10 protein-coding genes and 1 pseudogene are annotated in these 11,920 nt (G+C 67.2%); 1 reads left to right on the forward strand and 10 read right to left on the reverse strand.

Translation table 11 applies throughout. The annotated features are described in order from the left end of the window. Nucleotides 1-43: 43 nt before the first annotated feature. The 5 genes and pseudogenes from ACJYUO_RS02295 to ACJYUO_RS02315 all read right to left on the reverse strand — a co-directional run bounded on the left by ACJYUO_RS02295 (nucleotide 44) and on the right by ACJYUO_RS02315 (nucleotide 7,240). A complete protein-coding gene (locus tag ACJYUO_RS02295) occupies nucleotides 44-1,669 on the reverse strand; it encodes a cadherin repeat domain-containing protein (RefSeq protein WP_494343793.1) in 1,626 nt (541 codons plus the stop codon). A 2-nt stretch (nucleotides 1,670-1,671) separates the two neighbouring features. Next, nucleotides 1,672-3,954, reverse strand: coding sequence for a type II secretion system F family protein (locus ACJYUO_RS02300; protein WP_494343794.1), 2,283 nt, complete (start codon nucleotides 3,952-3,954; stop codon nucleotides 1,672-1,674). Between the two features lie 3 nt (nucleotides 3,955-3,957). Continuing rightward, a pseudogene (locus ACJYUO_RS02305) lies at nucleotides 3,958-5,834 on the reverse strand (type II/IV secretion system ATPase subunit). A gap of 81 nt (nucleotides 5,835-5,915) precedes the next feature. Beyond that, nucleotides 5,916-6,755, reverse strand: a complete 840-nt coding sequence (gene surE / locus ACJYUO_RS02310; protein WP_494343795.1) for a 5'/3'-nucleotidase SurE — start codon at nucleotides 6,753-6,755, stop codon at nucleotides 5,916-5,918. Nucleotides 6,756-6,781: 26 nt separating this feature from the next. Then, nucleotides 6,782-7,240 carry a zinc ribbon domain-containing protein gene (locus ACJYUO_RS02315; protein ID WP_494343796.1) on the reverse strand — a complete coding sequence of 153 codons (459 nt, stop codon included), beginning with the start codon at nucleotides 7,238-7,240 and terminating at the stop codon, nucleotides 6,782-6,784. A gap of 94 nt (nucleotides 7,241-7,334) precedes the next feature. Between ACJYUO_RS02315 and ACJYUO_RS02320 the strand changes: the two genes are divergently transcribed. Beyond that, nucleotides 7,335-7,853: a DUF8173 domain-containing protein gene (locus ACJYUO_RS02320; protein WP_494343797.1), complete on the forward strand. Its 519-nt coding sequence runs from the start codon at nucleotides 7,335-7,337 to the stop codon at nucleotides 7,851-7,853. Nucleotides 7,854-7,875: 22 nt separating this feature from the next. Here the strand turns inward: ACJYUO_RS02320 and ACJYUO_RS02325 are convergent, their stop codons facing one another. The 5 genes from ACJYUO_RS02325 to ACJYUO_RS02345 all read right to left on the reverse strand — a co-directional run bounded on the left by ACJYUO_RS02325 (nucleotide 7,876) and on the right by ACJYUO_RS02345 (nucleotide 11,906). Then, entirely contained in the window at nucleotides 7,876-8,202 is a 327-nt protein-coding gene (locus ACJYUO_RS02325) for a hypothetical protein (protein WP_494343798.1), read from the reverse strand. A gap of 47 nt (nucleotides 8,203-8,249) precedes the next feature. After that, the gene (locus ACJYUO_RS02330; RefSeq protein ID WP_494343799.1) at nucleotides 8,250-8,546 is read right to left on the reverse strand and encodes a hypothetical protein; all 297 of its coding nucleotides are present in this window, start codon (nucleotides 8,544-8,546) and stop codon (nucleotides 8,250-8,252) included. Nucleotides 8,547-8,691: 145 nt separating this feature from the next. Then, entirely contained in the window at nucleotides 8,692-10,059 is a 1,368-nt protein-coding gene (gene truD / locus ACJYUO_RS02335) for a tRNA pseudouridine(13) synthase TruD (RefSeq protein WP_494343800.1), read from the reverse strand. Between the two features lie 90 nt (nucleotides 10,060-10,149). Then, nucleotides 10,150-10,923 (reverse strand): ABC transporter permease, encoded by a 774-nt coding sequence (locus tag ACJYUO_RS02340; RefSeq protein WP_494343801.1) that lies wholly within the window; start codon nucleotides 10,921-10,923, stop codon nucleotides 10,150-10,152. Then, entirely contained in the window at nucleotides 10,920-11,906 is a 987-nt protein-coding gene (locus tag ACJYUO_RS02345; RefSeq protein ID WP_494343802.1) for an ABC transporter ATP-binding protein, read from the reverse strand. Before ACJYUO_RS02345 ends, ACJYUO_RS02340 begins: the two co-directional genes overlap by 4 nt. Between the last annotated feature and the right edge of the window lie 14 nt (nucleotides 11,907-11,920).

Below are 11,920 nucleotides of genomic sequence, written 5' to 3' on the forward strand. Positions count from 1 at the left end.
CAGGCGGTTTCGGGAGCAACGTCGGTCCGGTTCCAGCTTCGAGCTACGAGCCGCTCCCGCTCACGGTCGTCTCGGCGCGTCCAGCGTTGCCGTCCGTATCGATCGCGGTGACGACGATCCGATACGCCGCGAGTTGCTCGCTCCCTCGAGCGCGCAGGGTCCGAGTCGTGGTATCGCGGTCACCGCCGAGATCCGCCGTCGCCGCGTCGATCCGCTCGCCCGTGTCAGGGTTCCGAAGTTCGAATTCGGCCGACTCGAGGTTCCCGTCGGCGTCGGTTGCCTCGAGAGAGACGCTGTAGCGGTCCTGATTACCGTTCGTGTTCTCGCTCACGGCGGTGATCGCGGCGGTCGGCGACGATCCGGATTCGTCGCCGGTCCCCCCGCCACCGCCGTCCGAGCCGCCACCCGAACCGTCGCCGTCGCGGTCCATCACGCGGATGTCGAACGCGACTTCCGCGTCCGCACGTTCGTCGAAGCGAAGCGTCGCCTCGATATCGCTGCTCCCGTCGATATCGGCGGGAGCCTCGTAGACGAACGTCGCCCGGCCCTCGGAGTCGGTGACCGGATCGACGGCTCGCACGGAGCCGTCGCCGTCGACACCGCCGGACACCGTCACGCCGCTGACGGGGTTGTCGAAGCGGTCGCGGGCTTCGACGACCAGTCGCTGGCGGCCGGTCTCCGGGACCGCCGTCGCGTTGCCGTCGATATCGGTCAGATACGCTTCCGCCTCCTCGTCGACGCCGCTGCCGATCGCGACGGCACCGAGCCGGAGTTCGTAGGTCGCCCCCTGCTCGAGCGTCAACGTCAACTCCCCGCACGGCTCCGGGGCCGCTCGCTGGCAGTCGATACCAGTCACGTACCGGCCGTTTCCGGTCTCACCCGCTGGATCGAGCTCGTCTTCGAGGAGGTCTTCCCACTCGTCTTCGGGAAGCTGGGTCGGGATCGTCAGCGTGACCGGCTCGCCGTCGTCTCGGACCGTCACCGTCCGCGCCGGCGCGCTGGTCGGCTCGACGGCGATCGAAACGTCGCCCGCGCTCGAGGTGGAACGCTCCCCCTGGAATGCGACGAGATCGAGCCGGCGGCCGTCGACGAGGTCCTGCTCGGTCGTCGCCCGCGTCGTCTCCTCGAAGCGGTCGGCGACGACCCACGGCTCGGCGACCGTTACCGGTGCGCTCCCGTACTCGTTGTAGTCCGGGACGTACTCGAGCGAGCGGGTCTGGAACGTCCGTGACGTGCCGTCCCAGTAGTCGCCGGTCTCGCCCGACGCGGACGCGTTGCCGATCTCGATCGTCCCCGTCTCGGTCGTCCGGACCGTCCCGGAGACCGGCGGTGGGTTGATGAAGAACAGCCGGGGCGGGTACCGCAGTCCGCTTTCGATCGACGCCGTCTCGCCGTTGCCGGTCGCCGCAACCCGTTCGACGGTCTCGTCGAGGGTGCCCACGTCGGTCCGAACCCGCTCGTTGTGCTGGAACTCGAGGCCCTCGTTGAGCGCCGGGATCGCGGTCGTCTGGAGGACGGCGAGCACGGCGAGGACGAGCGCGAACATGAGGATCGCGCCGATGACGGGCGAGACGGCTCGATCGGTCCGGCGGCGTCTCGAAGACCCGTCGGTCGCCGCTGTCGATGTCGCGTCGGTGCCGTGCCGGCCGGGTAACGTGAGTCCGTTCATGGTTACACCAAGAGGAAGAAGGCGACGACGGTGAGCACGACCAGCCCCAGTCCGTATTTGAGACCGCTGAGAATGTCGTTATCGGCCAGTTTGCCGGCGATCAGTCCGCTCCCGAACCCTTGAATGAGCGCCGAGTGGAGGAAGAGGAGTTCGTACGCCTCGACGGGGATCGCACCCAGCGAGACCGGTCCCTCGGCCGCGCTCGCGTCGGTTTCGGCCGCCAGTTCGGCGATCGGCGCGAGGTAACTCGCGCTGATCATGACGATGACCAGCAGGTAGACGAGAAAGCCGATGACGACGATAGCGACGTACGAGCCCACCTCGCGTCGGCGCTCGCGGACGAGTTTGGCCTGCGCGCGGGTGTTCGCGGCCGCGATCTCGAGCAGCCCGTTGAGGTCGCCGCTCGAGCGAGAGCCCTCCGCGACCAGCGTCATCGTCCGGGTCAGTTGGGGGACGTTCAGCCGGTCGGCAAAGGAAAGCAGGGCGCGGGTGAGGTCGTGGTTCCACGCGATGTCGTTGCGGACCCGATCGAGTTCCTCGGCGAGCGTGCCGCTCGCCCAGCGCGTGACCAGATCGAACCCGTCGACGACATCCATGCCCATCTGGTTCGCGCTGGCGAGGATGCTCAACACGTCGGGGAACCGCTCGGTGATAAGTTTCGTCCGCCGGCGCTCGCGCTCGTGGAGCACGATCAACGGCGCGGTCGCCGTCACCAGCGGGGCGACGACGAGCCCGACGGTCGTCCGGAGCGGCGCGGCGAGGAAGCCGGCAGCCGTCGGCTCGGCGAGCCCGGTCCAGATCCCGACGCCGGCGACGGCGACCGCGGCGGGCACCGTTATCCCGAGCGACAGGATCGGACGCCGACGGATCGCGCGGAACGGGTCCGACAGAAACGCCCGGAAACCGGTCTCCTGCTTGGACCGCTGGTAGGCGGGAAATCGCGGGTCGTCGGCGACCGACTCGGTCGGGACCGTCCGCGTCTCTTCGACCGCGAGGCTGGCCGTCGGCTCCTGATACGGCCGAGAGAGCAGGTCGACGCCGAGGAAGTAGCCGACCATCGCCAGCGGGAAGACAACGTAGACGAGGGTTGCGATCAGGCCGACTGTCTCCGAGCCCAAGAAACTGACCACCATCAACACGACGATCAGAAAGAGCGGGGCCGCGACGAACGCGACGACGAACACTTCGCTGAGCACGCCGAGCGTCTCGATGAACGACGCCTGTTCCTCGAGCGCGTCGTCGAGGGTCTCCTCGGCCTCCTCTTCTAAGAACGTCTCGAGGTCGCCGCCGGACTCGAGGACGCCGAGCAGGTCGTCGAGGAACCGCCGGAGATCGTCGCTGGGCGTGAGCGTGCGGACGTTGTCCAGCGCCTGCAGCAGGTCGTTGCCAAAGAGGTCGATCTCGCGGACGACGAGGTCGAACTCGTTTGCGACCTCGCCGTAGACCTCCTCGCTGTCCCCGAGCCGGCGACAGACTTCGACGAAGTTCATCCCGCCGCTGGACAGCGCGTACATGAACGTGATCGCGTAGGGCAGATTGAGCGCGATGCTCCGGCGGCGGGCCGCCACGACGCTTCGCGGGTAGTAGTAGTTCCGCCCGATCCAGACGCCGCCTGCGGCGACGACCGAACAGCCAAGCGGAACCAGCAGCGCCGCCACGATCAGGGGGTTCGCCAGGAAGGCCTCCTGGACGCGCCCGGAGAGGCCGAACAGCGGACCCAAAACGCCGTCCATCGACCCGGTTAGCGCCAGCGCGACGAGGACGAGGTTGCCCGCGATGCCGGCGACGACCGCGGCGACCCCCGCCAACCGGACGCTGTCGGTCAGGTACTCGTCGTAGGTATCCCGGAATCGGGCCTGCTTCAGCCGCCGCTGGAGCCCGCGGTAGCGCTCCGGCCGCGTCTTGAAAAACGCGCGGATGCGGCCGTAGGCGTCGCGGAGTTCGCGTTGCTCTTCGACCCCGAGTTGGCGCTCGTCGGCGAGGGGCTGGCTGAGGGCCTCCTCCGGTTCCGGTTCGGTATCGCCCACCTCGTCGCCCGGAATGCCGTCGACCTGTGTCTCTCCCGGCTCGGTATCTGCCGTTCTATCCTCCGACTCGGAGAACAGGCTCGTCGAATCGGCCGTAGGCGCCCCCATCGACTCGCTGCCGAGGGCGTCCTCGAGAACCGCCGCGGCCGTCTCCTCGTCGAGGGACGGCTCGCGGAACGCGGGTTCGTCGGCCCCGCGTTCGGGGTCGTCGTCGAACGGGCTGCGGTCGCCGTCATCGCTCCGATCGCGGTCGGTCACGGCTCAGTCGTCGGCCTCCGTCACCGCGATCGCGTCGGGATCGAGGTCGCCGGCGCGGACTTCCTCGAGGACGTACTCCGGATCGCGAATGAAGCCCTGAATGACGCGGGCGACGCTCTCGTAGTCGGTGATCTCCGACTCGAGTAAGTACTCGAGGACCGACTCGCGGCGGTTCAGTTCCCGTTCGATGCGGCCGGGGGTCCAGCCCCGTTCGTCGGCGATGGTCCCGAGGATAGTCGAGCCGGCGACCTGTTCGAACCCGTCCGATTTAGGGTCGTACCGGAACAGTTCGTGGGGTTCGATATCGTCGGTGTCGGTTTCATCGGGGGTGAACTCGACGAGCCGCCTGTTGCGCCGGACGCGCTTGCCCTCGTGGGTCGTCTGCTGCTGAATGGCGACGATGTCGAGGTTGCCGATCATCTGGGCTGGGACGTTCAGCGGCTCGTTTCGAAGCCGGCTCAACAGTCCCCGAACGGAGTCCGCGTGGAAGGTCGTATACGCCGTGTGGCCGGTTGCGATCGACTGGAAGAACGTAAGCGCGACGTCGCTTTCGGTCCGGATCTCGCCGACGACAAGGTACTCCGGCCGCTGGCGCAGGGCGGCCTGCAGGAGGTCGAACATGCCGACAGCGCCGCTCCCGCCCGTAATTCCCTTTCGGGTGACGCTTTGAATCCAGTTGTCGTGGGGCAGCGTGATCTCCGGCGTGTCCTCGATCGAGACGACCTTGCTCTCCGGCGGGACGAACATCGAAACCGCGTTGAGACTGGTCGTCTTCCCCGACCCGGTGCCGCCGGCGATCATCAGCGAGGCGTTGTTCTCGACGGCCAGCCAAAGGTAGGCCATCTGCTCGAGGCTGAACGTGCCCCAGTTGATGAGTCGACCGGGGTAAACGGAACGTCGGCGAACTTTCGGACGGTAAAGTTCGCACCGCGGGTCGTCACCTCGCCGCCGAGGGTGAGCTGGACCCGGGAGCCGTCGGGCAGCGAGGCGTCGACCAGCGGGTCGGCCACCGAGAGGTGCTTGCCGGCACGCTGGGCGAGGCGTACGACGTACGCGTTCAGCCGGTCGTCGCTGAACGCGAGGTTCGTCCGCAGGTCGCGGTAGCCGTGGTGGTAGACGAAGACGGGTTTCGCCGCGCCGTCACAGGAAATGTCCTCGACGCTACGGTCGCGCATGATCGGGTCGATCTTCCCGTAGTTCACGAAGTCCCGCCGCAGGTAGTAGAGCAGTTGTTGAAGAGAGCCGTCGCCGACGGTCGCGGCGTGTTCTCGCATGACTCGCGGCACCTCCTCGTCGAAGGCCGCTGCCCGGTCGACCTCGCCGTCGAACTCCTTGTACATCAGATCGCTCCGGAGCGACCGGATGAGGTCCTCGCGGACGTACTCCTCGAACTCGTCCAAGTCGGGTTCGACGACGTGGTACCGATTCGTGTTGGTCGCCTCGTCGTACAGTATCGTCACGTAGGCGTACGGCCGATTCACCCAGTAGCGCTCGACTTCCTCGTAGGCCTCGAGGTAGCCGAAATCGAAGAACTCCGTCTCGATGAACGCGTCGGACGGGCGACCGGGAAACGCCTCGTCAGGTCGGTCGTCGAAAGACGCCTTCACGTCCGCGAGGACCGCGTCTTTGATCGCTCGCGTCGACCGCGGATCGTCCGGTGCGATCGCCGATGTCGGCTCGGATTCCGCCTCCGTATCCGTCGTCATCTCCGTTCCAGCGTTGCCGTCGGGTGTCATCCCATCGCCGCTGTGAGCGACGACCGAATCGGCGTCCCGTTTCGTTCCGGTTGCCGGGCCGATGTCGCTCGGCGGACTCGAGGGGACCTGCTCTCGATCCCGCTCCCGATCGTCGTTTCCCGCGGAGTGGTTACCGTCCGACATCGATTGCTCACCTGCCCCTTGTGAGCCGACCGTCTAAATTCGTAGGGTTCTCGAGAGAATCGGGTTCGAGAGTGACTGCGATCACAGAATGTTGCTCAGAATGGTTCGAACGGCGTCCGTGTCGACGACCTCGTAGGGAACTCTGAGCGGCGATATCGAGACCTGTTCCTCGAGCAGGGCGTGTCGATCGGTGTCCTCGGGGTCGGGAATGTCCCGGTTTGCCATCTGTTGCCAGAGCCGATTGGTCAGGTGAAATCGGCCGTCCTCGAAGGTTCCGTCCATTTCGTAGACATCGGTCGGCCGAGTCAGTTCGACGCCGTTTGGCTCGCATTCCGGCCGCGGCACGTTGACGTTCAGGTAGTCTACGCGGTCGAACAATCCGGTCCCGGGCGCGCCGTCGACCAGTTTCGCGGCGATCTCGCCGGTTCGTTCGAAGTCCGCCGGCTCGAGGGTCGCGTCGTGGCCGAGCGTGTCCATCGAGACGGCGATCGAGGGCGTCCCGAGGAAGGCGGCCTCCATGGCGGCGCTGACTGTCCCCGATCGGGAGAAGACGTACGTGCCGAGATTCGCCCCCGAATTACAGCCCGAAACGACGATATCGGGGGCTGGCTCGAGGGCCTTGACGCCGACGATGGCACAATCACAGGGAGTGCCGTCGACGGCGTAGCCGAGGTCGTGGTCGGCGTGGGGGACCAGTGAGGTAAACGAGTCGGCCTCGAGGTCCAGCGCGCCGTCGTCGTCGTCGGCCGACCGCGTCCGGCCGTAAGACAGCGACCGGCCGACCGCGCTCCGGTTCCGGTCGGGCGCGACGACCGTGACCGTGCCGACCGCCGAGAGCGCGTCGTACAGCGCCCGGATCCCGGGCGCGTCGATCCCGTCGTCGTTCGTCAGGAGGATGTGAGGGTCCGAATCCAGTTCCATTGCTCGTTCGTCCGATGGCGGGCGAGCTACGTATCAGTTCGGTCCTCCGCGGGTTCGGTCCCGTGTGCACCCACGAGTTTCGCTCCGCAGGCGGGACAGAATCGCGACCCCGCAGTGGCGACCGCATCACACTCCGGACAGGCGACTCCCTCGCTCCGATCGCGTTCGACGGCGGACTCGAGGCCCTCGCCACAGGACGGGCAGTAGTCGGCCGACGCCGGCACGTTCGCGCCACAGCCTGGGCAGTCGACGGCGTCTTCCCATAGCACCCGGCGCTGTGACCGCGAGACGTAGTTGTACGCGCCCCAAACGACGTTGCCGAGCCCCATCGAGAACCAGACCGTCAGGAGCGCGACTAACACGTGCGATCCAACCGAGCCGAATTCTCGGTCGACCATCACGACCCGGTCGGGGGTTTCTTCGTCGATCGTCCAGCCCTGCGCGACGAGGTCGTCGATCTCCCGCTGCAGCCGTTTGCTGTGCATAGGTCCAAGAGGGCTCGAGCGGGCAAAAGCCTGTCAGCGAATCCACGACCGTCGTGATAGTCCGGTTTACGTATCCGTAGCTCGTAGGAGGTGTATGATCGGTTTCGAATACTGGCCACGGATCGCCTCGCTGCTCGCACAGACCGACCCCGGCGTCAACGTCGATATCGGGACGACGAACGGACTCCTCGGCGGCGCGATCGGCGCGTTCCTGTCCACGCTGGTCGTCGGCGCGATTCTGGTCGCCGTCGCTCCCGAGTTCACCGAGCGGATGATGGCGGACGTGCTCGAGGACCCGGTCGGAACCTTCGCGTACGGGATCATCTCGTTGCTCGCGCTCGGCTTCGTGATACTACTCTTGGTCATCACGATCATCGGCATCCTGTTGGCGGCCCCGCTCATCGTCGTCGCGTATCTGGTGTGGGCGATCGGCGGCGCGATCGCCTACCTCGCCATCGCCGACCGACTGGTCGGTCGCAACGACGGCTGGCTAAAGCCGCTGCTGGTCGCTGCGTGTCTCAGCGGGGCACTCGCCGTAACCGGGATCGGCGGCCTTATCGCGGTCTGTATCGGAGCCGCCGGCTTCGGTGCGATTCTCCGAACCTACCTCTGAAACGGACGGCTCGAAGCAGTAGTCAGTGCAGACGCGCCGAAACGCGGTCGATCACCGGACTGTGACGGACGCCCATTGCGCGATACATCCATCTCTGAACGACGATCTGGACGAACAGTCCACACGAGAGGATCATCGGATACCAGATCGTCGGGAGTCCGCTCAGGCGAACCCAGAACGCGCTGGCAACGCCGACGACGGTGACCGTAATCGAAACGAGGAGATGGACTCTCGAGACCAGCGGTGCGCGCGCTCGCTGCGTGTCGCTGTAGATCCGTTGTTCGAAGCAGCCCAGTAGCCCCTGTACGACGTATATCGCCGACAGGAACAGCGAGTAGGACTCGAGCATGTATACCGAGATTTGTGACAGGAATTTAACTGTACTGGACGCGGCCGTCACCACGGCAGATACCGCCGAAGGCGGGCGACGATCGACTGCTGGCGGCGGACCCGCAACGTGTGTCCGTCGGTCTCGAACGCTGCCTCGGTCGCGGCGATTTCGTTGCCGTCCGGAAGCTGGTAGTACTGCTCGCCGGCCGGGACCGTCCCGCCGCTGCTCGCGCCGAACAGCGACTTCGATCGGCCCGTCAGCTGCGGGGCGGGCCCGTCGTACTCGATCTCGTACACCGTCTCTCCGTCCTCGGTCGTCTTCCGCCAGTCGACGATCTCGCGGTCTCCGGTAGTGCCGATCATGCTCGAGAGGGTGCCCGATTCGGCGCGCAGTGAGTCGCGGTGTCCATTCGTCGCGTCGGTACTCGTGACAACGACCTAAAGATTGTGTCGTGTCGCCGCTCGCGTCGGCGCTGATCGCCGGGAACTGGCGTCAGTCACAGTTCGCTCAGCCGAGATCGACCGGATCGACCTTCAGGTACTCCCGGAGGACGACAGTCGCGTACGACCCCTTCGGCAGCGCGAACTCGAGGGTCAGCGGCTCGGTCTCGAGGGCCAGATCCGTCCGGAGGAGCATGGCTCGCCGGGTGCCGGTCGAATTGAACTCGCCGGGGAGATCGAAGTCCGCGGGCTCGAGGCTGAGATCGTCGAGAACGCTCCGCTCGATCTCGCCCTGCTCGCCGTCGGCGAGATCGGTCTCGGTGCCGACCAGCGGCGCGGTGACGAACGCCCGGCCGCGCTCGCAGTGACGGGTCACCGAGTCGACCCGCCGCTCGTCGACGCGCTGGAGCCGGTCGGTGTCGGGCAGTGCGAGCCCGTCGGGTGCGTCGGTATCGGAGAAACAGACCACGTCGCCCGCGACGGGGCGATCGAAGGGCAGCCCGCGTTCGAGCCGTTCCGAGAGCATCAGGTTGAACGCGTAGGACTGGGCCGCGTGGACGAACAGCCGCTGGAGGTTCGAGGGAACCCGCTCGAGGGCCGCTCTGAACTGTTCGGGACCCGACTCACCGTCGTACTCGGCGAGGGCGTGGATCATCGACCGCTCGTAGCGCAGGCGGTGTGGCACCCGCTCGAGGGCTTCTTGCCAGTCTCGCGTCTCCTCGACGAAGGCTCTGGCTTCCTGCGTTCCCTCGGGTTCGGCGTCCGTCGGATTCCCGAGGTAAGCCATCACCGCGCCCTCCCAGTCGTCGCGGGCGATCGCGAGGCCCACTTTATGCGTGACCGGCCGGCGGCTCCCGAAGCGCTGCTGGCCGAAGAAGTTGGGGACGCCGATCGCCGTCGCGGAATCGCTTCGCTCACCGCCGCTACCACCGTTCTCGAGCGCGCCGAAATCGCACAGTTCGTCGGTGATCGCCGCGGCGTTGTCGGGTCGCTCGGGATCGGTGACGACCAGTTCGAACTCGTTGCCCGCGAGGTCGCCGAACTCGAGGTTCCGTCCTGCGCGGCCCAGCACCTCGAGCTCGACGCCGTCGATCTCGGGGAGGTCGGCGGGATCGGCCCCGTAGACCGAAAACAGCTGGGTGGTCACGGCGTACTTGTCCTTCGTGCCGGCCCAGTTGACCCGTTCGCGGGAGATGCCGAGCGCGTCGGAGAGCCGCGAGGCGAAATCGTTGGTGTCCCACCCTCGCAGCGTCGCCCGAAAGACGAGGTGGGGATAGGCGTCCGTCGGCGCGTCGACGGGTTCGGTCTCGAAGCGCTCGAGTTCGCGCACCCGGAAGTCCGCGTCGTCCTCGCGCAGGCGACCGCCGACGCCGTCGGTCTCGCTGACGTAGTGGTCCATGCCGACGGCCTGCTCCGTAGGGTGGGCTGAGCGCATACTGGTTGGCGGCGATTCGAGTGCCGGGCGTAAATCGGTTCGTTCTCGCGGCGGAGAATCGTTCGCTGTCGATTCGTCTCAGCCCCGCAGTCAGTCCGTCCGGGGAATCGACCACGCGCCGATCGCGAACGCGACGACCGCGAGGACGGCGAGAATCGCGAGGTTCGCGAGCACGGGGTCGACGCCGGCGACCGCGGGCGTCCCCGCGTCGCTGTAAGTCGCGGCCCGCACGCCACGCGCGAAGTAGGTCAGCGGCGAGAGGTTCACCAGCGGCTCGAACCAGCCGGGCAGTTGGGAGAGCGAGATGAACGTCTCCGAGAGAAAGAGCAGCGGGAGCCCGATCGCGTTGCTGGCGGCGACCGCGCCGTCTTGGGAGCCGGTGAAGCTGCCGAGCATCGCGCCGACGCTACAGAAGCAGACGACGCCGACGAGGATGTACGGCACCAGAAACGGCGAGAACGCGATCTCCGCGCCGGTCAGTACGATCACTAATCCGAGGATGAGCAGGCTCGCCAGGCCGATGATGACGGCGTTGACGACGATCTGGGCGAGCAGCCACTCGCCGCGGGAAAGCGGTGTCGTCGCGAGCTTCTCGAAGCGGCTGCCCTCGCGGTGGCGTGCGACCTCGCTGCCCATCCGCGAGAGGGGTGTAAAGAGGACGACGACGGCGAGATAGCCCGGCACGTAGTACGCCGCCGGCTCCGTGAACAGCCCCTCGCCGGTCGGATCGGTCCGAATGAGCGCGCCGAAGATGACGATTAGGATCACCGGGAAGAAGAAGGTGAAAAAGACCGCCGTCCGCCGGCGGACGAACGACCGCCAGCCGGCGCTCGTTTCGGCCCCTACGCGCCCCAGCCGACTCATGCCGTCTCACCCGCGTTCGCGAGGTCGGAGTCGTCGGCTCCGCGCTCGCCCTCGAGTCGGTCCGTCCGCTCGCGTTCGGCCGTGTCGGCCAGCGAGAGGTAGACGTCCTCGAGGTCGGGTTCGGCCCACGAGAGTTCGGTGTACTCGATGTTCCGCGCCTCGAGGTAGTCGACCACCGCGCCGATCGCGGCGGGGTCGATATCCCTGACGACGACCGCGTTCTCCGGATTGCGGTTTCGACCGCGCTCCGGGCGTTCGACCGGGTACTCGAGGTCGGCGAAGGCGTCCGGATCGGCGGCTGTCTCGACCGTGAGCCGGCTCGAGCCGCCGTGGTCGCGGACGAGCGCTTCGGGGGTTCCCTGCGCGACGAGGCGGCCGTCGGCGAGCAGGCCGACGCGGTCGGCGAGGCGTTCGGCCTCGGCCATGTCGTGGGTGGTCAGAACCACCGTGGTCCCGGCGTCGGCGAGGTCCTCGATCAGCCGCCAGACGGTGTGGCGTCCGGCGGGGTCGATGCCGGTCGTCGGCTCGTCGAGGAAGAGCAGATCGGGGCCGTTGACCAGCGCGGAGCCGACGCAGGCCCGTCGCTGTTGGCCGCCCGAGAGGTTCTCGTACCACGTCTCGCCGGCGTCGACGAGACCCACGTCCGCGAGCACGTTGGTAGGATCCCGCGCGTCGTCGTAGAGTCCCGCATAGTAGGCCAGCAGTTCGCGCGCGGTGAGCCGGGCCGGCGGCGAGAACTCCTGTGGCAACACGCCGAGCCGGTCGCGGTCGACGGCCGACGGCGTCTCGCCGAGAATCCGTGCCGTCCCACCGTCCGGATCGGTCGTTCCCGTCAGCGCGCGGACAAGCGTCGTCTTGCCGGCCCCGTTCGGGCCGATCAGCGCGAAGACCTCGCCGGCCTCGACGGACAGCGACGCCCCCGCGAGCGCCGTCGTCTCGCCGTAGCGCTTCTCGAGGTCCGTCGCGTCGACTACGGCTTCCATACGGAGCGGTTCCC

The sequence above is a fragment of the Natrinema sp. CRL1 genome (assembly GCF_059162405.1).